The organism is Alteromonas sp. ABD4_190 (assembly GCF_056160105.1).
In genome coordinates this window covers 2,216,120-2,239,317 of the sequence record NZ_JBSWWN010000001.1, presented here as the reverse complement: position 1 = coordinate 2,239,317, position 23,198 = coordinate 2,216,120, and the positions used below count along the sequence as shown (strand labels likewise).

At 45.3% G+C, this 23,198-nt stretch carries 22 protein-coding genes; 9 read left to right on the top strand and 13 right to left on the bottom strand.

Going from position 1 to position 23,198, the window contains the following annotated elements; translation table 11 throughout:
• Positions 1-107: 107 nt before the first annotated feature.
• A complete protein-coding gene (locus ACXAFM_RS09875) occupies positions 108-692 on the top strand; it encodes a YceI family protein (RefSeq protein WP_474834352.1) in 585 nt (194 codons plus the stop codon).
• Positions 693-802: 110 nt separating this feature from the next.
• Here the strand turns inward: ACXAFM_RS09875 and mdoH are convergent, their stop codons facing one another.
• Positions 803-2,803, bottom strand: coding sequence for a glucans biosynthesis glucosyltransferase MdoH (gene mdoH / locus ACXAFM_RS09870; RefSeq protein ID WP_474829067.1), 2,001 nt, complete (start codon positions 2,801-2,803; stop codon positions 803-805).
• Positions 2,784-4,409 carry an OpgD/OpgG family glucan biosynthesis protein gene (locus ACXAFM_RS09865; RefSeq protein ID WP_474829066.1) on the bottom strand — a complete coding sequence of 542 codons (1,626 nt, stop codon included), beginning with the start codon at positions 4,407-4,409 and terminating at the stop codon, positions 2,784-2,786. Before ACXAFM_RS09865 ends, mdoH begins: the two co-directional genes overlap by 20 nt.
• A gap of 811 nt (positions 4,410-5,220) precedes the next feature.
• Between ACXAFM_RS09865 and ACXAFM_RS09860 the strand changes: the two genes are divergently transcribed.
• Positions 5,221-5,775 carry an outer membrane beta-barrel protein gene (locus ACXAFM_RS09860; protein ID WP_474829064.1) on the top strand — a complete coding sequence of 185 codons (555 nt, stop codon included), beginning with the start codon at positions 5,221-5,223 and terminating at the stop codon, positions 5,773-5,775.
• A 92-nt stretch (positions 5,776-5,867) separates the two neighbouring features.
• Here the strand turns inward: ACXAFM_RS09860 and ACXAFM_RS09855 are convergent, their stop codons facing one another.
• From ACXAFM_RS09855 to ACXAFM_RS09840, 4 genes are read right to left on the bottom strand one after another with little or no spacing between them, the layout of a single operon-like run.
• Complete coding sequence (locus ACXAFM_RS09855; RefSeq protein WP_474829062.1) at positions 5,868-6,101, bottom strand: YheU family protein; 234 nt, start codon at positions 6,099-6,101, stop codon at positions 5,868-5,870.
• A 58-nt stretch (positions 6,102-6,159) separates the two neighbouring features.
• Positions 6,160-7,194, bottom strand: a complete 1,035-nt coding sequence (locus ACXAFM_RS09850; RefSeq protein ID WP_474829060.1) for a hydrolase — start codon at positions 7,192-7,194, stop codon at positions 6,160-6,162.
• A 20-nt stretch (positions 7,195-7,214) separates the two neighbouring features.
• Positions 7,215-7,721, bottom strand: coding sequence for a TIGR02444 family protein (locus ACXAFM_RS09845; protein WP_474829058.1), 507 nt, complete (start codon positions 7,719-7,721; stop codon positions 7,215-7,217).
• Positions 7,702-9,675, bottom strand: a complete 1,974-nt coding sequence (locus ACXAFM_RS09840) for an ATP-binding cassette domain-containing protein (protein ID WP_474829056.1) — start codon at positions 9,673-9,675, stop codon at positions 7,702-7,704. The genes ACXAFM_RS09845 and ACXAFM_RS09840 overlap by 20 nt, the downstream gene beginning before the upstream one ends.
• A 118-nt stretch (positions 9,676-9,793) precedes the next feature.
• On the opposite strand from ACXAFM_RS09840, the gene ACXAFM_RS09835 reads away from it, so the two are divergent.
• Together ACXAFM_RS09835 and ACXAFM_RS09830 are read left to right on the top strand one after the other, a co-directional pair.
• Positions 9,794-10,000, top strand: coding sequence for a YheV family putative zinc ribbon protein (locus ACXAFM_RS09835; RefSeq protein WP_012520152.1), 207 nt, complete (start codon positions 9,794-9,796; stop codon positions 9,998-10,000).
• Between the two features lie 178 nt (positions 10,001-10,178).
• Positions 10,179-11,288 (top strand): DUF748 domain-containing protein, encoded by a 1,110-nt coding sequence (locus ACXAFM_RS09830; protein WP_474829054.1) that lies wholly within the window; start codon positions 10,179-10,181, stop codon positions 11,286-11,288.
• 138 nt (positions 11,289-11,426) lie between these two features.
• On the opposite strand, the gene ACXAFM_RS09825 is transcribed toward ACXAFM_RS09830, so the two are convergent.
• From ACXAFM_RS09825 to ACXAFM_RS09815, 3 genes are all read right to left on the bottom strand, one after another.
• Positions 11,427-11,585 carry a hypothetical protein gene (locus ACXAFM_RS09825; RefSeq protein ID WP_474829052.1) on the bottom strand — a complete coding sequence of 53 codons (159 nt, stop codon included), beginning with the start codon at positions 11,583-11,585 and terminating at the stop codon, positions 11,427-11,429.
• A 249-nt stretch (positions 11,586-11,834) separates the two neighbouring features.
• On the bottom strand, positions 11,835-12,083 hold the full coding sequence (locus ACXAFM_RS09820) for a SlyX family protein (protein ID WP_474803538.1): 249 nt from the start codon (positions 12,081-12,083) through the stop codon (positions 11,835-11,837).
• A 9-nt stretch (positions 12,084-12,092) separates the two neighbouring features.
• Positions 12,093-13,025, bottom strand: coding sequence for a WD40 repeat domain-containing protein (locus ACXAFM_RS09815; protein WP_269917973.1), 933 nt, complete (start codon positions 13,023-13,025; stop codon positions 12,093-12,095).
• A 197-nt stretch (positions 13,026-13,222) separates the two neighbouring features.
• Between ACXAFM_RS09815 and fkpA the strand changes: the two genes are divergently transcribed.
• The gene (gene fkpA, locus ACXAFM_RS09810) at positions 13,223-14,008 is read left to right on the top strand and encodes an FKBP-type peptidyl-prolyl cis-trans isomerase (protein WP_118491202.1); all 786 of its coding nucleotides are present in this window, start codon (positions 13,223-13,225) and stop codon (positions 14,006-14,008) included.
• Positions 14,009-14,272: 264 nt separating this feature from the next.
• On the opposite strand, the gene ACXAFM_RS09805 is transcribed toward fkpA, so the two are convergent.
• The gene (locus tag ACXAFM_RS09805; protein WP_474829049.1) at positions 14,273-14,542 is read right to left on the bottom strand and encodes a hypothetical protein; all 270 of its coding nucleotides are present in this window, start codon (positions 14,540-14,542) and stop codon (positions 14,273-14,275) included.
• 174 nt (positions 14,543-14,716) lie between these two features.
• Between ACXAFM_RS09805 and greB the strand changes: the two genes are divergently transcribed.
• From greB to ACXAFM_RS09790, 3 genes are all read left to right on the top strand, one after another.
• Complete coding sequence (gene greB, locus ACXAFM_RS09800; RefSeq protein ID WP_474829047.1) at positions 14,717-15,202, top strand: transcription elongation factor GreB; 486 nt, start codon at positions 14,717-14,719, stop codon at positions 15,200-15,202.
• Between the two features lie 179 nt (positions 15,203-15,381).
• Positions 15,382-17,742, top strand: a complete 2,361-nt coding sequence (locus ACXAFM_RS09795; protein ID WP_474829045.1) for a Tex family protein — start codon at positions 15,382-15,384, stop codon at positions 17,740-17,742.
• A 438-nt stretch (positions 17,743-18,180) separates the two neighbouring features.
• A complete protein-coding gene (locus ACXAFM_RS09790; RefSeq protein ID WP_474829043.1) occupies positions 18,181-19,959 on the top strand; it encodes a C1 family peptidase in 1,779 nt (592 codons plus the stop codon).
• A gap of 134 nt (positions 19,960-20,093) precedes the next feature.
• On the opposite strand, the gene ACXAFM_RS09785 is transcribed toward ACXAFM_RS09790, so the two are convergent.
• The 3 genes from ACXAFM_RS09785 to bioH form a co-directional block, all read right to left on the bottom strand.
• Positions 20,094-21,044, bottom strand: a complete 951-nt coding sequence (locus ACXAFM_RS09785; RefSeq protein ID WP_474829041.1) for a putative metalloprotease CJM1_0395 family protein — start codon at positions 21,042-21,044, stop codon at positions 20,094-20,096.
• Between the two features lie 14 nt (positions 21,045-21,058).
• A complete protein-coding gene (locus tag ACXAFM_RS09780; RefSeq protein WP_474829039.1) occupies positions 21,059-21,376 on the bottom strand; it encodes a hypothetical protein in 318 nt (105 codons plus the stop codon).
• A 175-nt stretch (positions 21,377-21,551) separates the two neighbouring features.
• Entirely contained in the window at positions 21,552-22,361 is an 810-nt protein-coding gene (gene bioH / locus ACXAFM_RS09775) for a pimeloyl-ACP methyl ester esterase BioH (RefSeq protein ID WP_474829037.1), read from the bottom strand.
• A 98-nt stretch (positions 22,362-22,459) separates the two neighbouring features.
• Between bioH and ACXAFM_RS09770 the strand changes: the two genes are divergently transcribed.
• Positions 22,460-23,173: a ComF family protein gene (locus tag ACXAFM_RS09770; RefSeq protein ID WP_474829035.1), complete on the top strand. Its 714-nt coding sequence runs from the start codon at positions 22,460-22,462 to the stop codon at positions 23,171-23,173.
• The last annotated feature ends 25 nt before the right edge of the window (positions 23,174-23,198 follow it).

Here is a 23,198-nt window from a genome sequence, read left to right as displayed (position 1 = left end):
ACAGCGTGTTAACCTACGTATAATAGCGTAGTAATGTTGCTGGGCCACATTACTCTGGTAGTGGTTAAATCAAGCCAGATGGAACCAAAAAGTAAAAGGAGTAACCTATGATGACTACACGTATTCGCACGTTATCTGCAGCATTGCTCACATGTGGGCTAGCATTTCCTGCCGCAGCCGACTGGTCAATAGACGGCGAAACAAGTGCACTACACTTCTTATCAACGAAGAATGCACAGGTCACCGAAGTACATAAGTTTGATAGCTTTGATGGTACGCTGTCTGATAGCGGCAAGCTCTCCGTAGCAGTAGACTTATCGTCAGTAAATACAGCCATTGATATTCGCAACAAGCGAATGCAAGAGATGCTGTTCAACGTGAGCGAATTTGCACAGGCAACGTTTGAAGCCAAGTTACCTGAGTCGATGACAAACCTGAAAGCGGGTCAAGTCGTTAACGGGAAAGTAGATGGCATTTTGATGTTACATGGAAAAGCCGTTCCTACATCATTTGCGGTTAAGGCGAGTAAAGTAGACGACGATACCCTAACTGTATCTACTACTGCTCCTACGCTTATTAAAGCAGAATCTTTCGGCCTTGCCGAAGGCGTAGCTGCGCTACAAAAAATTGCAGGGCTAAAGAGTATAACGACGACAGTCCCAGTGACGTTTTCTGTTACCTTTACGCAATAGAATACTGCTATTGCTAGGGTCTATCGATAAGAGTTAGGCAGTGGTAATAAATGAAAGCACAAAAAAACCGCACGAAAACGTGCGGCTTTTTTGGTTTAAAGAGCTTCTCTCTAAGACTGATGCAGTCTGTTAGGAAGTCTGTAACGCATAGGTAATGGCTTTTGACTTAACGCTTGCTCTGGCATACCTTGCCACACGTTCTCAGGAAGGGCAGGTACTTCAGCCTTATATTGAGAGACAGTGAAATATCCCATCGCTACACGTAAACGCTTAAGAGCTTTACACTCATTCACTTCCTGATCGATGACAAACACTCCCCACTTGCGCATCGCTATGCCTAGTTTATCACTGCTTGTTAAGCGGATAACCGGTGCTGCCAACACCATGCCAATTAATACAGGTAGCAGCCACATAAACAGCGACGGTGTGAAATAAAAGGTAGTTACGCCCCACGCTACCGCTAAGCAGCTCATAATTTGCGTGTGTTTGATTGCAACGGTCCAAGGTACTTTGCGACCTTCACGCTCTTGTGCTTCCCATTTAACTGAGTGACCGATAAACACGCTGATCACAAAATAGCTATGGTAGAACATCATCAGCGGCGCAATTAGTACAGCCATGGCTAATTCAATTGCCGCGCCTTTTAGTAAAGACCAAGCCCCACCAAACTCTTCACGACGTTTCATTAAAGCCAAGGTAATACCTAAAAGTTTAGGTAAGAATAGTAAGGCGGCGGTACCCCACATGGTTACCATCATCATGTCTTGGCGTGCTACCTGCCAACTGGGGAAAAGCTGATACTCAGATACGAAGAACTCTGGCACTGACGTGGCGCGAATTAATGCATCTGCGGTACCTAGTGCCAACATACAAAACAGTATTAGTGAAGAAATGTACGCAAACGCACCAAATAAGAAGTGCAGGCGATTCGCCATTTTAAGACCTTTCACCTTCAAAAGCCCTAAATGCTGTATGTTGCCCTGCACCCAGCGACGGTCGCGAATGGCGTAGTCTACAATGTTACTTGGCACTTCTTCATAGCTACCTGTTGTGTCGGTAAGTAAGTAAGCCTGCCAACCGGCACGGCGCAAAAGCGCAGCTTCAACAAAGTCGTGGCTTAGTATTTCGCCACCAAAAGGTGCACGACCTTCAAGGGTGGGTAGACCGCAATGCTGCATGAATGGTGCAATGCGAATAATGGCGTTATGCCCCCAGTAGTTTGCACTATCTGTTTGCCAAAATGATAAGCCTGTTGCCAACATTGGGCTGTAAAGGTGAGCAGCAAACTGCACGAAACGACCAAAGAAGGTGTTTTGACGCACTGGCATAGGAATAGTCTGCACTAAGGCCGTATCAGGGTTTTGCTCAATACGGCGGGCCAGGTCCTGCATACGCTCTGCGGTCATTACGCTATCGGCATCTAACACAATCATCGACTCGTAATTTGCGCCCCAGCGTTCGCAAAACTCTTTAAGGTTACCCACTTTTCTGTGCAGGTTTTGCTCGCGACGGCGGTAAAACACTTGGCTAGAGAATGCTCCCAAACGCTTTTTCAATCGAGTAAAAGCGCGTAGCTCAGCATCCGCTTTTTCCATGTCACGGGTATCGCTGAGCATATAGAAATCGAAATTCGAACTGTTTTCGCTTTCCATTAACTCGCGAATACAGGCTTCGAACCCCACCATAATACGGCGGGTATCTTCGTTATAAACCGGCATGACTACAGCGTGTTTTTGCTTTAACGGCGACGAAGCATCGGGCTTTACTTGGTTTCTGCGTAAACTCAGTGGATCTATATTGAAAAGCTGTAAAAAGAAACCAATGATACCTGTCCAAAACGCCATGCACAGCCAAGCGAATAGGGTCAAACCCAAGCCTAACTGCGCAATTTCTAAATTCGTAAGGCCGTTAGGTAAAAATATCTCGTATAAGCTCCAACCGGCCAATGCCGTGCTTGGAATTACTAGCATTGCCATGATAAACAAACGCATATGCTCTCCTTTTAAGATGAATTGTGAAGCACGTGCAGTGCTGTCACGTTTAACCTGAGGCACGGCTTTAGCCTCGTTCGATACTGATGTTTGAGTACGATTATTTTGGCTGGTAGACATAATTCCAAACCTCGCTCACACGCTCGCCGTCTTTTTCAATGTAAGCGCGCATATCTACCGTTTGCTTCTCTTTCGGCTTCACGAAGAAGGAAGCACGCCACTCTTGGCCGTCGGCTACAGGGTAAAGTCTCTGCTGAGAAATTGTGCCGTTAGTACCCTGTACCACCAGCTTCATCGACTCGTTATCAAAAGCAACGGCAGAAGGCGCGCTAAAATCTACATTGAACTGCCGTGTCGTATTTAAACTTTCGTTTTTAAACTCGTCACCGGGCAATACAGCCTTTCCCTGACGGGTGCGCACAACAGACGCTAATTCGCTTACAAAAGGGTTTTGCTCTACCGTCTTAAGGTCGTAAGAGAAGTACAGGGACTCACCGGATTTAAATGGCTTTTCAGGTGTCCAGAAAGCCACGATATTGTCATGAATTTCAGACTTAGTTGGTATTTCTACGACTTCCAAGCGACCTTTCTCAAAGCCGGCTTCCGGAGTAACCCATAGCCCTGGACGTATATGATAGTTGGCCTCAGCATCAAGGTAGTTACCCCACTCGCCGTCGCGTTGAAGCATGCCAAAGCCTTTTGGATTTGTATCGCTAAGTGACGTAACCTGAAGGCGTGCTGGGTTAGTCAGTGGACGCCAAATCTCTTCACCCGCATGAGTTACCATTAGCACACCGTCACTATCGTGCACTTCTGGACGATAATCGTCATGACGCTTTTCTGTGTTCTCGCCATATAAAAACATACTGGTAAATGGCGCAATACCTAGCTTATTCACGTCGTCGCGAGCAAATAACCAGCTCTCTACCTTTACACTGGTATCAATATCAGGCTGGATAACAAATTTATAAGCCCCCGCAACAGAAGGACTTTCTAGGCGAGCATAAATAGTAATTGGCTTGCCTTCACCAGGCTCGATAACCCAGAACTCTGTGAAATGAGGGAACTCTTCACCTTTCGCTAACGCGGTATCAATTGCCAAACCGCGTGCTGAAATACCATAAACTTGATTTTTACCTACCAAACGAAAATATGAAGCACCGAGGAATACAGCAAATTCATCTTTGTACTCTTCGTTTTTTATAGGGTAGTGAACACGAAAGCCTGCAAACCCTGACTTTTCATCCGTCATGTCCGCTAAACCTGCTGCAGAACCATCGTAGTTAAACATGTCGCTGTTAAACGCTAAACGTTCGGGCTTATTGCTTTCGCCAATAGTGTGAATGGTAACGGGGTATTCGTATAAAAAACCTGGATGAAAAAACTGAAGTTCGTAGTCGTTCTCACCGTGCCAAAGACTTTGCTCAGGCTTAAAGCGAATAGAACGATAAGTGGTGTAATCAATCTCTTTTAATTTGCTGTTTAGTCCGTGATCGTCTTGTTCATAGCTTTCTGTTGCTGATTTGCGAGCAGCATCAATAATAGATTGAAGAACGGGTGATGCTTTTTGAGGCTGATTGTTGTCATTGACCTCGACAGCGCCCGCTTGTTGAAATGCAAATAGGGCAATAACGCTGGTCATTGCTAAAAGAATGCGCGACAGCTTTCGATGCTGAAACGCATTAGTTTGTAAATCTTTTCCGAAAATTGAAACTGGCTTAGCCATTCGTCCTCTCCTTATGAAAACAATGGTTATCCAGATGGTCGTCAATCTCTTAGCTTTATCGCTTAGCTATACATAGCGAGCAACAGATTATCTGCTGCTTTAAAACGATGATGAGAAAAAGTATTCATTGAAACCATTCAAGAAAGGCGCTCTATTCCTTTCTTTATTCACTGGTATCGCAAAAAGTCGAATTCCGTGCCTGTTGGCAAAAGTGAATGCTGGATAACACAGAAGTACTTGAGCAAAAGCTGTTCCAATACTAAAAACACGGTCTTATTAATTAAATTTACATTTATTTACAACAACTTAAAAACATCGACATTGAAGGTGGAAGACAATTTCGTTGTTGTAAATTTGTCCGATGAGCTAGCCAAAAGGTTAACTGTTGTTTTTTAGAGACAGTTCTCCATGCCAATATGTTTAATTTTTAGCCTCAATCTAGGCTTTAGCTGCTTCGTCATTCGCATACCGCCTCTTCTTACTTTAAATTTCTCTATAATTATTAGATAGATAGCCACTTCCTCTTTGTATTTCAGCTGAGCTTTTTTCGAAGTTGGCAGACGCTTTGCACTTCATGGTTTTGATAAATACATCGGACACTATTTCTGAAAAGAAATAATTGAGATGACATGAAGAAGTTTTTAGCTTTGTGTTCATCACTTAAGTAACCCACTGAAAAGCGACGTATAGGGCCAGCACGTTTTTGAAGAGCAGCGCATCGTAAAAGCGCTGACCTCCGAGACGCTTTGCAAACTTATTGAGCGACTGCGCTGCAGACAGTGGGCTACTGAGCATACTAAGGAGTTATCACATGCGTAAATCAATCACACTTATTGCAGCTACACTTACTGCGGCAACACTTCCTCTTACAGCAATGGCCGACAAGCCAGACTGGCGTTACGTAGAAGGTGGTTACACCAAAATGGACTTTGACGACAACGAGTCTTTCGAACCAGACGGCCTAACCGTTAACGGTAAATACCTGTTAAACAGCAACTGGTACTTAAACGGCGAGTACAGCTTTTTTGAAGAAGGTAACTTCGACTTCGATATGCTAACCCTAGGTGCAGGTTACCGCTTACCTGTAAACGCCACAACAGATGCCTATTTTGGCGCTAACCTAGAGCGTGTTGATGGTGACATAGATGATGAGACAGGCTACAGCATTAATGCAGGTCTTCGCTCAATGATTACAGAGCAGGTAGAGCTTGCTGGTGAAGTGGGCTATTACGATGTAGATGATGGTGAAGCGACATTCAAAGTAGGCGCTAACTACTACATCACGCCACAGTGGGCTGTTGGTGCAAACTACAAAGTCATTGATGATTTAGACATTATGCAGGTAACTGCACGCTACGCTTTTTAAGCCTTCCTCTCCTCAGGTAGGTAGCCGGGTTGCTCGACCCGGCTTTTTTGTGTCTGCACTTCAAGAAGACGGCTATTCTTTCGCTTCGTTTTTTATTCAGCTGTGTCGCTGGGCTCAATATCTTCTTTTCTTTTTATATCCACACTTTCGTGGAGCTCTGAGTATACAAGTACTGCCTCGCCCGACTTTAACCTGTCTAGCACCTGCTGAACTTTTACTTCTAGCTCAACTTCCTCAGCGCCATAGTCGGTGCCTTCGCGTAATACAAAAGATTCAGCCAAGCTATAAAGCGTATCGGCTTCTAACGCGTCGATGGGGACTATCATTCACACTCCTGGGAAAAACGTTTTATAAAACTTAAACGACATCAATATCACCGCGGCATTAGCGACTAACATAACCACAAGTTGAGTTTACCGGTAATGCTTCGCTAACGAAGCGTTTTACGCGCTCGTGCAGCCAAACCTTCGGGTTTAATACAGAGCCTTGCATGAAGCCGACATGACCGCCTCGTTCGCTCAACTCTACGGTAACGTTACGCGCAAGCTCTTCTTCTTTTGGCACAATTAAGTGGTTCATAAAGGGGTCATCGATGCTATGCAATACTAACGTTGGACAGTGGATAGCGCTTAAAAAGTGATACGCGCTGCACTTTTCATAATAGTCTTGCGCATCTGCAAAACCGTGCAGGGGAGCCGTGATCTTTTCGTCAAATTGAGTAAAGCTAGTAATGCCTTCTACATCACTTTTTGTAAGCTGAATAAGCTTGCGATAATCAATGTATTCCATCTTCTTACGCAAAGTATCTTTCATGCTAGTAAGTAAATACTTTTGATACACACGAGAAAAACCCTGATTGATTGACTTAGCGCACTCAGATAGTTTAAGCGGAGAAGATATGGCAACTGCTGCCTTTAGCCACTTTTGTGCTGGGTTTTCACCTAACAGCTTCAACAGCATATTACCGCCAAGGGAAAAGCCAATAGCTACTTTGGGAGTACGGGGAAATTTATCGTGCAGCCACTCTAAGAAAAAACTGGGGTCTTCTGTTTCGCCACTGTGATAGGCCCGCGCTTTTAGATTGGGCACACCGCTACAGCCGCGATAATGCATCATTACCACCTGCCAACCATTCACAGATAGTTGGGCCATCATATCATTCGCATAGTGCGATTTAATGCTGCCTTCCAATCCGTGAAATATCACCACTATCCCTGATATTTCTTGAGGTTTAGGGCCCCACGCCACGTCAACAAAATCGTCATCCGGTAAAGTTAAACGCTCCATATTATAAGAAAGGGGTAAACGCTTTTGAATAAAACGCGGCCATATAGTTTGCACGTGACGGTTCTTTGCCCATCCTGGTACTTTAAAGCTACTTTTTATTATCTTTCCATGCGATAGCGCTGATTTGCTCATTGTATTTTCTTATTGTGTTTTTACGATAATTGATTAACCACAAGACTCACTAACTGGCGCGCCTCGTTGTTGTCGCGTAACTCGTATGCATTAATGAACGCAGCTATAGACGCGTTAAATATATTCGTTGACGAGGCCTGCTGACCCAAGTGCGTAACCGCCTGCTCATTAAAAGACGCAACGATGTCTTGCTGCTGTTGCCTTTCAAGCTCTAACTCTTGCGCTTTGAGTACATCGTAGGCTGTTTGCTCACCACCTTTCTCGGGGCTTGCTGCTTTGCGCTTCTCGCGATGCTGTTTTAACTTTTCGTCAGTGCTCGCTGATGCCGCTATAACCGATTTAAGCTGAGGCAAATTTATAATGACATTATTCTCTAAACACCAGCAAATCAGCAAGAGAACGTTTACATTCACCTTGTGGTTATCTTGAAGCAGAAGCGCGAGTGGTGCCATATCACCTTTCTTATAGCGAGATACGCTGTACTCCCAAAACACACTGTTTTTTATATTAGGCGCTGACACTGTCATACTCTTCTCTTTTTTGCTCTATCTGCTCTTGGGCATCTAGCCATGCCATTTCTTCCTCTTCAAGCTGTTGCTTAAGCTCAGTTTGTTTTTCGAGCAAGCCCATGAGTTCTGCTTTTTTGTCGTCGCTGTAAAGCGAGGTATCGGCGAGTGATGCTTCTACCTCTGCCAAGGCGGTACTGCATTTCTCCATGGCTTTTTCGTGTTTTTCGATGGCTTTTTTAAGTGGCGCTACGCTTTGCCTGAACTCGGCTTCGCGGCGCTTTTCTTCTTTACGATCTAACTTGCGTTCCGGCTTACTGTCCGCTCCTGCCTCTTGCTGCGCGCCGTTTTTAGCGTCGCTGTTAGCACTTTTAGCCTCGCTGTTGGCCTTGGCTTTTTCTGCAGCCTGCTGCTTTAAAATCCAGTCGCGATAATCATCCAAGTCACCTTTAAATGGCTCAACTTCACCGCTGTCTACCAAATAGAAATCTTCACACACCGAGGAAAGTAAGAAGCGGTCGTGAGATACCAGCACCATTGCCCCTTCAAAACCTTGCAGCGCAATATTTAGCGCATGGCGCATTTCTAGATCTAAGTGGTTGGTAGGCTCATCCAGCAGCAATAAGTTAGGTTTTTGGTAAACAATTAGTGCCAACACCAAGCGCGCCTTTTCACCACCTGACATAGGTGCCACAGGAGCCAATGCTTCATCGCCGTTAAATCCAAAACCGCCCAGGTAATCGCGAAGCTGCTGTTCAGTAGCTTTTTCATCAATACGCTGCAAATGTAAAAGGGGTGTGGCATTAGCGTCTAGTGTTTCTAACTGGTGCTGCGCAAAATAACCAATCTTAAGACCTTTAGCGGTATTGAAAATGCCCTGTTTGGGCGCATGAACGCCCGCTAACAGCTTAATTAATGTTGACTTACCTTGCCCGTTTCTACCTAGCAGACCTATTCTGCTGCCAGGTACTAAATTCAGTTTTACCTGTTGAAGCACTATATGGTCATCGTACCCCAGCTGTATTTTTTCCATTTGAACCAGAGGGTTTGGAAGCGCTGTTGGCGGTGCGAAAGAAAAACTAAATGGGCTAGCCATATGGGCTGGCATTAACGTTTCCATTTTCTCTAGCTGCTTAATACGGCTTTGCGCTTGCTTTGCTTTACTAGCCTTGGCTTTAAACCGCGTAATAAACGAGTTTAGATGGGCTACCTTTTGCTGTTGTTTTTCATACTCTATGTTTTGCAAGCGCATGCGCTCAGCACGCTGAGTTTCGTAAGATGAATAATTACCTGTGTAGGTAACAAGCTTTTGTTGCTCAACACTAATAATTTGCGCGACGGTATTGTCTATAAACGCTTTATCATGAGAAATAAGTAAAAGCGTGCCCGCATAGCGTTGCAACCATTTCTCTAGCCAAATTACGGCATCTAAATCTAAGTGGTTAGTGGGCTCATCAAGCAGCAGTAAGTCTGAAGGGCAAAGCAGTGCTTGTGCAAGGTTTAAGCGCATGCGCCAACCACCAGAAAAGTCACTCACCGGTGCGCTTAGCTGCACATTAGTGAATCCGAGGCCGGAAAGTATGGTCGCTGCACGTGATTCCACATCGTAAGCCCCAGCCTGCTCAAGTTGCCCATGAATTTGGCCTATTTTCACACCGTCGCCGCTTTTTTCAGCGGCGTCTAGCTTAGCCTGTAAATCACGTAAATGTTTGTCACCGTCTATCACGTAATCTATCGCTGTTCGATCAGTTGCTGGCGTTTCCTGAGCCACGCTTACAATTCGCCAATCACTTGGTACGCTGCAATCTCCTGCATCGACGCTTATTTCACTGCGCAACAGTGCGAACAGCGTGGACTTTCCGCAGCCATTGCTGCCAATAAGCGCCACTTTGTGGCCTGGGAAAACCTGTGCCGACGCCTCTTCCAGCAGCATTTTGCGGCCGCGAAGTAACGATACATTTGAAAGCTTAATCATGACTAACCTGTGATAGAACAATCTAGGGCGCGTATAGTATCAAAAACTTAAGGTAAAAGCTGATCAACACATGCTATTTCAAGGTATAATAATGGCGAAATTCCCCAAAGGTGTATGTATGTCAAAACGTGTAAAACGCCGCTTTGTAGCAGGCGCTACGTGCCCAAAATGCCAAGAGTTAGATACGATTTCGTTATATTTTGAAAATAACGTGGAAAAGCTGGAATGCGTCGCATGTGGGTACAACGAAGCGCAAACCGACGAAAAGGTCAGTGCCGCTACGCGCTCTAACGAAAACGTGATTGGTATCTTTAAACCGCACTAGCATTCCTACCCACATCTCAGTAAATCTTACCCTTAAGCCTGTGTAACACCTTCTCATACTGTACTCAGGCTTTTTAAAACCTTCTCTGGGTATCGCGCCACTAGCGGCTAACGCCCTTACCGAGGAAAAACGCTCTCCAAGGCATGTTTTTTGTATTCCTTTCCCTAAGGAGTGAAATATGAAACACGCTAAAAAACGATTTTGCTATGTAGTAGCAGGGCTATTGCTCATGCTCATCGCGTTCAGGTTGTACCTTCCTTATGCCGCAGCCACATACATTAACAATACACTAAGCCAATCGGACCAATACGATGGTCGAGTGGGCGATGTCGATTTAATGCTATGGCGTGGTGCTTACAGCTTAGAATATGTGTTGCTGTATAAAGCGAATGGACAAATAGATAAGCCACTGTTTAAGGCTGACTATGTGGAGTTTACACTATCATGGTCACAGCTTTTTAAAGGTGCCGCCGTTGGCAGGGTGGTGGTAGATGCTCCCGAAATTAACTTTGTAGACGGAAACACGGAAAAAAAGAGTCAGTCGGGTAAGAACGAAAACTGGCTGTCTATTGCCGACCAATTATTTCCTCTGCGTATAGACAAACTCACCATTAACGAAGGGAAAATTGCCTTTCACAATCCAGATACCTCTCCGGCTATCGATATTGCGCTGCACGATATTCATCTTGAAGTGAATAATTTGGTAAACAGCGACGACTTATCAGACACGCGCGTAGCTACAGCGACAGTGAAAGGGCAGACGGCAGAGCAAGGGACTATTTCATTAAACGCCAAGCTTAATCCTGCCACCAAAGCCCCTACTTTTGATCTAGACATTCAAGCTGACAATGTGGGTCTGGTGAATTTTAAAAATCTGCTTGATACCTATGCGCCTTTCGACCTAGAAGCCGGAACGCTTACGCTTGCTGCCGAGGTCGCGTCTAATGAAGGGCAGGTAAAAGGCTATATAAAGCCTATTTTGCATAACGTTGAAGTATTTTCTTGGAAAGGCGACATTGAACGTGACGGAGACGGTTTTATTGAGGGCAGTATCGAAGCGATTTCCGCGTTTGTCACTGAACTGTTTGAAAATCAGAGCCAAGACCAAATTGCCACACGTATACCTATTGAGGGCGACTTATCTAGCCCAGAAACACAGACTTGGGAGGCGTTTACTGCGATATTGAAAAACGCATTTATTAAAGCATTTCAAGGCGATGTGGAGGAAAGTGTAGAGCTCGACCGGTTGGAGTTAGACAGACTAGAAAACCCTGAAAGGTCTAATTAAAAACGCTGAATTTTACTTACGCTGCTAAGGGCTTGTATAACGCTAAGGGCCTTTTTAACCGCTAAGGGCCTTTTTAACCGCTAAGGGCCTTTTTAACCGCTAAGGGCTTTGCACGAGCCCTTAGCGGTTTAGATAGTGTTATATGGTACAGCTATCACCACAATCGTTGGCACCGTCGCGCATGCCTTCAATTTCTTGGCTTTCTTGCTTGTCTTTTTCAGCCTGCTTTTCGGCTACTGACTGCTCAATTGAGTCAAAATCGATGCTGTCAAACGCATCCATATCAAAATCACTCATAATTTTCTCTCTTAAATAGTAAAAAGGCTTCTCTAACTGAAGCCTTTGTATCGGGGCGCAAGTGTAATCCAATTAAATTGTCAGGATAAATGCAGTCTTAGCCTAACTCATAACAAGATAAACTAGTGTTTAAGTCGAAGCTTGTGCAGCTTGGTTTTATAAACCTTTGATTTTACTAATTTGTCGCCTGCCTATGAGGCGCCCCCTTCAAACCACAGGCGCCCCGATGCCCTTTACAAATGGCTACAATTAATAGTGCGGGGGCGGGGTTTCTTCTGATTGCTTAGCAATATTAGACGGCTCTATGCTTTTAACACGGTCTATTACGTGACTTACTTTAAACGCTAAATCATCGAGTTGCTTTTGTTGTGACGCCAGCGCTTCATTAAGTGCCTCGATAGTGTGTTCTTGAAAGGCTACTTTCATCTGTAACTCTTCAATATAGCTATTGGCGCTATCTATTTGCTGTTGTAACTGCTCAGCGCTTTTGTTTGTCATGTAAATTCTCTATCTCTCTCGTTGCCATTCTTCGGCAAGGCCACTGCTACTTATAGACAATATATTATCATTGGGAAGGAAGCCGACGCCATAAACAACTGCGGTTGGCGGTGAAATAGACTCTCTCGATGCGACTTGAATAGACTGAACTTGCTCGCCGTTTTTCAAATTCCAAAGATAAACCTTCCTAGCTGGCGAGCCTGTTAGTAAATACTGGCCATCCTTTGAAAACTCGACGTCGGTGAAGATTTTTTGCCTTGATGCAAACTTGAGTGAAGTTACGGGCTGCCCGGTTTGTACATTCCACACTTGCGATTTGCTTTGACTGTCGGCAGTAAAAGCAAACCGGCCTTCATCGTCTAACGCAACTTTGGTTACTCTGGTGGGGTGCGTGAAGGTGTGGATAATCTGCCCAGTGTCTGTACTCCACAAGTAGGCAATGTAGTCATTGCCACCAGTAAGCGCAAACTTGCCATTAGGTGAGATATCAATGGAATTAACTTTTTCTTGATGCCCAAAAAACTCGAGACGACGAGAGGTGCGCGGCTCAAAATACATTACCTTACCATTTGAGCGAGCGACGAGTATGCCATTACCATTATTGGTGACTACCACATCGCGAATAGAAGACTCATCAATTCGCCAAAATCCTTCTGGCTCACCAGTTTCTAAACTCCACAGAGCAAACGCTTCACGGTCGGCAGTGACCACATAGCGCTTATCTGCACTAATGTGCACTGACATCACTAGGTTGTTACCTTCCCCTTGATGACTCCAGTGATAGAGGGGCTCGCTCTGCCCAATTCGCCATACATTGACCCCATTATTCACGCCAGATACCACCGCTAAGGTGCCGTCGGTGGATATATCTGCCGCGTATGCGCCCTCTTCTACATGACGCCACTGCTGTATTGGCGTAGTATCAGGGACAGAACATCCCATGGAATTGCCAATAAGTAAGGTGAGTAACACTATTCTATGGAACATTTGAGGCCTAAACATAATCAAATGGGTTTCGCTTTGTAAACGCTAGGTTTAACATAGCATGGATCACGCATCTTTAACTATCGTGCAAACTGCCCTAGATGCAGCAGTATAGACATAGACGCATGATGATAATAATTAATGGAGACGTTTTTATGCAGAAGTCGCTCGTTGCCTTATCTACTATCGCTGCGCTAGGCCTTTTCGCTTGCCAGCCAAACACATCTGATGAGGCCGCTTCTACAAGCGCTGATAGTGCAAAAACAACTGCTGTTGCAGCAGAAGAAATGACAGATACACAAAAGCAAGCTTACGCCATGGGCGCAAGCATGGGTTTGTTTGTTAGCAACCGTGCCGAACAACAAGAGCAGCTGGGTTTAACCCTAGACCAAGATGCGCTACAACAGGGCTTTAAAGACGGCCTAAACGACACCCTTAAGTTTACGCCAGAGCAAATTCAGCAAATCGCTCAACAGGGCGAAGAAGTATTGCGTGCTAAACAACAAGAAATGGCTGAACAAGCTGCTGAGAAAAACATTGAAGCAGGTCTTGCTTACTTAGAAGAAAATGGTAAGAAAGAAGGCGTGACCACAACAGAGTCTGGTCTTCAATACGAAGTACTTGAAGAAGGCGAAGGCGCAAGCCCAGAAGCAACCGACATGGTAAAAGTTCACTACCGTGGTACCTTGCTTGATGGTACAGAGTTCGACTCTTCTTATAAGCGTGGCGAGCCAGCTGAATTTCCACTTAATCGCGTAATCGCGGGTTGGACTGAAGGCGTACAGCTAATGAAAGAAGGCGCGAAATACCGCTTCCACATTCCATCAGAGCTTGCTTATGGCGCACGTTCAACAGGCGCTATTACGCCTAACTCAACGCTAATTTTTGATGTTGAGCTTCTAGAAGTGGTTAAACCTGAAGCCGAAGCGCCAGCTGAATAAGCTAGAGTTTCAGAAAGGAGAAAGCCGACGCTGTGCGTCGGCTTTTTTGTTTTAGTGAGTCAGCGTGATCCTTGCTTACCTTTTCCCTACGAGCTAGTGGATTTTCACCACGCGCGTACCCAAATAGTAATGTGGGTTATTCAATATGCTTGGTGCCTCGAATTACACTTTTAAGCTTAGCTCAAAGTTGAAATATTTCACGGCCCTAACGAAGGTTTTTAGGAACATTTAAACCTTAGAAATGCGGGCTTAAAACTAAAGGTTTTAACGGTTAGGTGCGCGTCGTCTTTCCGTATGGACTTTAAACGTCGCAAAGTGATTGAGCAGTGAGTGCCCTACTTTATACATGGCACACGCTAAGATAAGGTATATCACGGTTCGTACACTATTTAAGCGAACAACTATATCAAGTAAGGCATACAACAATAACAGCGCGCCGCTTAAAAACAGCATAAAACCTATGATAGTGCCGCTGGTTTGAAGCGGATCGCTTCCCGACCTTCGACGGTTCATCACAGGCATTCTGTTACGCATTCATTTCCCCTAATGGTTTGGTCATTATTTATACTACGACACTAAACAAAAGGTTTATGTTCAATAAATATTCAATCTGCCTGTTTTGTCACTTTTTACCTTATCGAAAGATTGCGTTTTGCCTTATTACCCACATAAAGTAGGGGTAACTAGCTGGATTATTTATAGGACATTGTGAAAACACCGCTTATCACTCGAAAAGGCTATTTAAAGCTTAAACAAGAACTGGATTTCTTGTGGCGTGAAGAACGGCCAGAAATCACTCGCAAGGTAACTTGGGCAGCCAGCCTGGGCGATAGAAGCGAGAATGCTGACTACCAGTACAATAAAAAGAAGCTTCGCGAAATTGATCGTCGGGTTCGTTACTTACGCAAATGCTTAGAGAACCTAAAAGTTGTTGATTATGATCCACAGCAAGAAGGAAAAGTGTTCTTTGGTGCTTGGGTTGAAATTGAAAACGAATCGGGCGCAGTTATGGAGCTTCGCTTAGTTGGCTATGATGAAATATTTGGCCGAAAAGACTACATCTCTATTGATTCACCCATGGCCCGTGCTCTACTTGGCAAAGAAGAGGACGATGAGTTTATTGTTAAAACTGATGCGGGTACTAAAGAGTGGTGGATAAACCGTATTTGGTACGACGTAACAGATAAACTTTGAAAAAAAGAGATGGTCTACTTAACTACTCAGTTGTAACACAATGATCAGACGACTTTCCCTACACCGCGGTGATATACTCACCGCTCTTATTTTCACTACGAACGCTGTGTATGTAAGCCTGTCACACACCGTTTATTCGCCATTGCCTAACGCGAACTTTTAGTATCTTAGAGCGACTTATGATTACCAATAAAATTGCAGAAGAGCTTAGCGTTCAACCCTCGCAAGTAACTGCCGCAGTAAAACTTCTCGATGAAGGGGCCACCGTTCCTTTCATTGCCCGATACCGCAAAGAAGTAACCCAAGGTCTTGATGATACGCAACTGCGTAATCTAGAGCAGCGCTTGACCTACTTACGTGAGCTAGAAGAGCGCCGCGACGTTATTCTTAAATCTATTGAAGAGCAGGGCAAACTAACTGACGAACTTAAAAGCAGCATTGCAAGTGCTGACAGCAAAACAACCCTTGAAGACTTGTACTTACCGTATAAGCCTCGCAGGCGTACTAAAGGACAAATTGCAATCGAGGCAGGTTTAGCGCCGCTAGCCGATGCATTATTTGGCAACCCTGATACAGACGCTGAAAGCAAAGCGCAAGAGTTTGTAAATGCAGACAACGGCGTTGCTGATACTAAGGCCGCGCTTGAAGGTGCTCGCTATATCCTTATGGAAAGGTTTGCTGAAGATGCCGCTTTGCTAGCGAAAGTGCGCCATTACCTTACTGAAAATGCTCACGTAAAAAGTACGGTTGTACCAGGTAAAGAGCAAGAAGCAGCTAAGTATAAAGACTATTTTGAACACAGCGAAAAATACAAAAAAGTCCCGTCGCACCGCGCATTGGCCATGTTTAGAGGTCGCAATGAAGGCATGCTTCATATTCAGCTAGATGCCGACCCACAATCAGAAGAAAAGGGACCATCTCATTGCGAGCACATTATCGCAAGCCACTACGATATCATGCACCGCGGTCGTGGCGCTGATGATTTCTTAGCTCAGGTAGTCCAGTGGACGTGGAAAATCAAAATTGGTTTACACATGGAAACTGAGCTGTTCAGCGCCCTTCGAGAGCGTGCTGAAGAAGAAGCCATTGAAGTATTTGCTAAAAACTTAAACGACTTGTTGATGGCTGCACCAGCAGGTGCCAAAACCACTATGGGTCTAGATCCAGGTTTAAGAACTGGCGTTAAGGTAGCGGTAGTAGACAGTACAGGTAAGGTGGTAGCGACGAATACCATATTCCCACACGCACCGCAAAACCAGTGGGATAAGTCTATTCGCACGCTAACAACCTTGTGCAAACAATACAAAGTAGACTTAATCAGCATTGGTAACGGTACAGGTTCTCGTGAAACCGACAAACTTGTTGGTGAAATGCTTAAGAACAACAGCGAACTTACAGCACAGAAAATTATGGTAAGTGAAGCTGGCGCTTCTGTGTATTCAGCGTCTGAGCTTGCCTCGAAAGAACTGCCTGAACTGGATGTTTCAATTCGTGGTGCCGTGTCTATCGCACGCCGCCTGCAAGACCCACTCGCAGAGCTCGTTAAAATTGAGCCTAAAGCTATTGGTGTAGGTCAGTATCAGCACGACGTAAGTCAAAGCCAGTTAGGTAAGTCCCTAGACCGCGTTATTGAGGATTGTGTAAATGCGGTAGGCGTAGACCTAAATACAGCATCGCCAGCCTTGCTAAGCTATGTATCAGGCTTAAACAAAACCTTAGCGCACAACATTGTGAATTTCAGAGACTCCAATGGTGCTTTCCCAGACCGTAAAGCGCTGTTAAAAGTTGAGCGTTTGGGACCTAAAGCCTTTGAGCAAGCGGCAGGTTTCCTTCGCATTGTAAACGGTACCAACCCCCTTGATGCTTCTGCGGTTCACCCCGAAGCATACCCTGTAGTCGATAAAATTGTAGATACCACTGCGGTTGCGGTTAATGACATTATCGGCAATACCGAGCTTCTAAAAAGCCTGTCGCCAGATACCTTTACCAGCGACGCATTTGGTTTGCCAACAGTTAAAGACATTCTAAAAGAGCTGGATAAACCAGGCCGTGACCCTCGTCCTGAATTTAAAACAGCGGCTTTTAAAGAAGGCGTTGAAACTATTAACGACCTGAAGCCAGGTATGATCCTAGAAGGCGTAGTGAGCAATGTAGCTAACTTTGGCGCATTTGTTGACGTGGGCGTGCATCAGGATGGACTGGTACATATCTCTGCATTGACCAACAAGTTTATCTCAGACCCTCGCGAGGTTGTTAAAGCAGGCGATATCGTTAAAGTAAAAGTGCTTGAAGTCGACGTACCGCGCAAGCGTATTTCCTTTACCATGCGCTTAGACGATACACCAAGTCAAAGTAATAATACCGGTGGCAAAACTAGCTCAGGTAAAGGTGCAGGCAGAGCACAAAACAAAGGAACTGGACGTGCAACCCCTAAAGCTAGCCCTCGTTCAAATCAGGGTGGCGGCAATCGCAACAGCCAACCTCAAAATAGCGCTATGGGCAACGCCTTTGCCGATGCATTTGCAAAAGCGAAAAAGTAGATAGTAGCGATTCACAACAATTTAATGTTGCTTATAAAGGGCCTGTCACTGACAGGCCCTTTTTTATCACGCTTTCATTTAGCCTGTCGTTTTTTTCTACATTATTTTGTGGCACATTAGTTTGTGGCGCATAGAAATCCTATATGCCTAAATACTCTTTAGCCAAGAGCGCCAAAATAGAAAATACCGAAACAATGAAGAAGGGTGTGGGTCACCCCGAAACCGAATTTCGTATATTGGTAGCGTTTAGCAAGGCCGTTGACATGCTTTAAGTGCCTTAACGTTTAACGAAGGTAATGTAGCTCATTTGACCTCAGCCTTTTTCCAGGCAGTACTTTCGGACGATCATAATGAGTTAACGGCTACCGACCTTTGATGTACGCACGTTTCATTTAGCTGTACAGCAAAGATCAACTGCCCTCATCAGAGGATGATGTTATGAACTTACCTGTTTCAAAAAGTATGCTGAATGTCAGCGCAGACTATCCCGACCTTCGGGATCGCTACTACCAACCCAACCTTACCCCGCTTAAACCTTTTATCGACCCGCCGGGTAACTTGGGTATATTAGACCAAGGCAAAGACGGCGCTTGTACAGGTTTTGCGTTGGCCGCCACCATAAATTTTATCTATCGCAAGCAAGGCCGAAAACATACCGTGAGCCCATGGATGCTTTATGCCATGGCAAAGCGTCACGATGAATGGTTGGGTGAAGCTTATGATGGCTCTAGCTGCCGCGGCGCTATTAAAGGCTGGTATAACAGCGGAGTTTGCAGCGACTCACTGACGCAAAATATCAATCACAGCAACGAATTTGAAATGACCCTCGCCATAGCTGATAACGCCAGTAATCATAGGCTCGGCGCATACTACCGCCTTGAACGGGAAATTAGCGATTTTCATGCAGCACTTAATGAAGTGGGTGTAATCTTTGTTTCTGCGAGAATTCATGAAGGCTGGAAAGACGCCGCGGGCGACGCAATAAACTTAAGACCAGAACCCATGGGAGGCCATGCGTTCGCCATTGTTGGCTACAATGATGAAGGCTTTTGGATCCAAAACTCGTGGGGTACGGATTGGAAAAAATCAGGGCTAGCGCTTTGGCGATACGATGACTGGGCGTTGAATGTTATGGATGCCTGGGTGGTACAACTCGCTCTTCCTATTTCAGGTACGGGTACCTACCATCAGGCTACGCGCTCTGTTGCACAAGGACTGTTTTCTCGCTCCACACCACGGGTAAGCATTCAAGATCACTTCGTTCATTTTGATGACGGGCACTTTGATACTAAAAGTAAATATTGGAGCAATAAAAACCACGTCGACGCCATTATTGAAAAGCTTTCTGACAGCAATCATCAACATGTAATGCTATACGCGCACGGCGGCTTAAATAGCATTAAAGCCTCGGCTAAACGCATTGCTGCCATGAAAGACACCTTTCTTAAAAATGATGTGTATCCCATTCACTTCATGTATGACACAGGCATGCTTGAAGAACTAAAAGACATTTTAGGCTTCAAGAATGAAGAAATTAGCACCAAAGTTGGGGCATTTACCGACTATACCGACCGCATTTTAGAATGGGCAACACGCAAAGTAGGCGGCGCGCTATGGCGTGAAATGAAATCAGACGCTTGCACGCCTTTTACTCGTACCACGTCCGACGGCACCTACTTTTTAACGAAGTTAGCCGGCTATCTTAAAAACAACCCAAGGATACAGCTTCACGTTGTGGGTCATTCGGCAGGCTCTATTTTTCATGCACACAGTCTATCAAGGTTATTCAAAGTTGATGAAAATATAAAAGTAAAAAGCCTGCATTTAATGGCCCCCGCCATTAGCTACTCTCTATTCAACGAAAAGCTTTCGGAGTTTATTAAGGGAGAACATATCCAGTCGACCACGATTTACAACTTATCCGAAGCGTTGGAAAAAGATGATCACGTGGCGCGTATTTACCAAAAATCATTACTTTATTTAGTATCAAATGCATTTGAGCCTAAACCGGAGATGCCATTATTAGGTATGGCCGTGTTTAATCAGCCGCTGTCTAACGTAACGTTTAAATACAGCGAAGGAAAAGAAGGTGATGCGACGGCAGCCACATCCCACGGTGGATTTGATAGCGACGTAGATACCATGAACTCGGTGCTATCAGATATCACTGGTGGTGCACCTAAATATCCGTTTACGAAGGCAATATTGGATTATTAAGGCTTGCTGATTTGCAGTGACCTTTGCATCAATAAAAAGGCCGTACTCCGAAATTTCCTTGAGCTAGTTCGTGAGTTATCCTCCGTCAATAAAGTGCTGGCGTAACGTGAAGCAGCCAGCGCTAACTTAAGGTATCATGCTTGCAGCGATAAGCCTTCTCTTGACGGAGTATAGGCTTGCAAATAGGCGTTTTGAATACGGCCTATTCTTGTTTGCATGGCGTCAGCCGCATTTGCTTCTAAGCCTTTCGAAGATATAGCGTTTGCGGGGTTAGGCGCTACATCCAACACTTCATCTACCGCCTCTCCTATTCTTGGGCCTGTGTTAATTTCGGACTCAGTGATAGCTTCAATACCTGAAACTGTATCGTCGCCAGCTGTTGAAACCTGCTCTCCCGGAGCTCCCTCTACTGATAGGTTATCAGCTTGTGCTTTGGCAATCTCACTTCGCGCCTCAGTCGCTTTTTGAGAGGCCTCTGCGGCTACTTTTAAGTCTTGCGAAGAAGGCTCAGCTGGCGCGAGCGCTGCGGCGCGCACCTGCTCCATTTTTTGCAGGGTTTCTTCTGGTGTTTTTTCTTCCGAAACATCGATAGACACCTCGCCATCGGTAACATAGCGCTTGTTATCAGGGCCCGTTGTGTATTCATAGCGCGGTGCACCAGCGTACTGCCCACCTGTTGCCGCATGCGCCTGTTCGTGAACTCTTACTTCCTGGTCTCGGGCTTTTAGTTGTTCAATTTCCGTGGCTTCTTGCTTCTCTTGTTGTTCTTGCTGCCTGTCTTTCGCGTCTTGCTTGCCTGCACTCTCGTCCTGCGCATTGTCTTTTTCTTGCCCAAAAACGTTTTGGAAAGCGGCTTGAAGCTCGGTTTGTATTTGAGGGCGTTCGTAGGTGACAGGAGCTGGCGGCTGACCCGGGCTTTTAGCCTTATCAGTTTCAGAACCTAAACCTTTTTGAGAAGCGCCTTGCTGGGAGTCTGACGCTTGGGGAATAGTTTCCCGCTGCACGTTGTCTCTACGGGCAGATTCTGTATTAATGTTCGCCGTGGGATAGGCAATGGCGTTAAGTATCGGTGTAACGAAATTCATCGCAACAGCTCCACTTAAGCCAGTACGTCGATAATAGTACCGAGCATCTCGTCGGCCACGCCCAATACTTTTGCAGAAGCCTGAGCATTACGTTCGTTTACATTAAGCGCAATTAAATCGTCGGTTAAACGGGTAGTGCTAGAAGCTGTGTTAGAAGAAGTGTTGTTTGTTTCGCTGGTAGCCACAGTAGGTTGAGCGGGAGCAATAGCATCTTCAGCCGTCCGCTGAGCAATATTAGCCGCTGCCTGCGATACGCCATCGCTTGCACTTTGTAATCCATATTGAGCCGCTGCAAATGCAGAGCCTACACCTAAACCATCAACACTTGTCATACACTACCTCTAACCTCTCATGTGTAATTATTGACCAACTTTACACAAATGGAAAGGCGTGTATCAGGCACTGCCATTAACTTATTGTTAGCTGGCGACTTTTATTTGGCTGTAACGAAAGAAAAAGCTTCAAACCACCAATTTAGATAGGCTTGAAGCCTGTTGAGGCGTTAGTTCAAGACGCTTTCTGTTGGTAAATACCTGCTGCAAAACGAAATAGAATATCGGCGGTTTGCTGAGGATGAGAAATGAACGGGGCGTGAGAAGCGTGTGGCAGCACTACCGTATCCGCCTGCGGATGCAGTTCGCAAATTCGGTCTATACCGCTTGTAGGCACCAAACTGTCTAATCTGCCATACAATCGTAATGTAGGCGTAGTTATTCGCCCTACATCTTGTCGCATGTCTTCAGTAGAGAGTATTCGTAGCCCTTTTTTAAGCGCTTCCTCTGCAGGTTCTGGAAACTGCGTAACCTGCTCTCTAATTGACTTAATATCTTGCTTTGCAGTTTCACTACCCATAGCCTGAATTGCCAAAAAGCGCTCAAGTGTCTTTTGGTAATTCTTCTCCAGCTGTGTTTCAAACATAGTAAGTAAATCAGCCGCAATACCTGGCCAGCACGGCCCAGCTATAAAACGAGGTGTTGAGGCAATAGTAACCAGTCCATTAAGCTTTTCTGGTGCTAATAAAGCGAGCTTTTGGGCTACCAATCCGCCTAGTGACCATCCAACCAACACGCACTGGTCTGGCAGTTTGTCTACAATAGCCTGGGCAAGGGACTCAACATTGTAAGGTGAAGGCACGATCTCCGCGTTTTCTCCAAACCCAGGAAGATCGATGGTGGTAACGCGAAAATTATCACTAAGGTAAGGAATAAAGGATGTGAACGCGCCGCTGTTCATACCCCACCCGTGAAGAAATACTACATCTACGCCTGTACCCTGAGTACGGGTGACAAGCTCGCCATTTGTATGCAAAATTTCCATTTACACCTCCTTAGGCAGAAACGTGTTTTTGAGAAAACACGAAATGATGAAAATAGGTCGACGTTCGACAATTCAAGGAAGTTGATGGAATCAACACTATGAACCTTTCATGCTTGCTATGTTATCAGGCAAGTCCTACGCCAGTATGTCACTGGTGTGAAGATGACATGTTTTTTTTCGAAGCCTCATTACATGGGAGTAACCTACTTCAATACGGCCCTGTGGCAGGCCACGTTAAGCATAGCCACTACGACGCACTATCCGTGCTTGGTCTACACACATGGCCCATGTCATCGCTGGTTCACCAGTTAAAGTTTACGCATTCGCTGACGGCAGGAAAAGTATTAAGTAACTGGTTTGTCCATAAAAAGCGACAGTGCACTCTATCAGTGCCAGATGTACTGCTTCCGGTTCCAATTAGTGCATGGCGACTTGCAACGCGGCACTATAATCAAGCAACGCTTTTGTGTGAAAGCTTATGCCGCGAATTAGGTATACCCATTAACCAAACGTGGGCTAGCCGCAAAGGCTTTAGTGTGCAGCACCACTTATCCAAGCTAGCCAGAGCAGAGAACGCAAACCGTGTATTTACTTTATCCAAGCAGTGTATCGATGACGAAATAGCAACGGCGCATGGTAATAAAGATGGCAGCGATTTCACCGTGGCGATAGTGGATGACGTGCTTACCACAGGCGTGACCGTAAACACACTAAGTAAAAGACTTAAGCAGCGCTACCCAAAGATAAAGATTCAAGTGTGGGCAGCGGTATTCACGCCGCCACCTAAAAGCAGCTTATTGCTAAAGGCGTAAGGCTTAAAAAAGGAATATAGAAAAA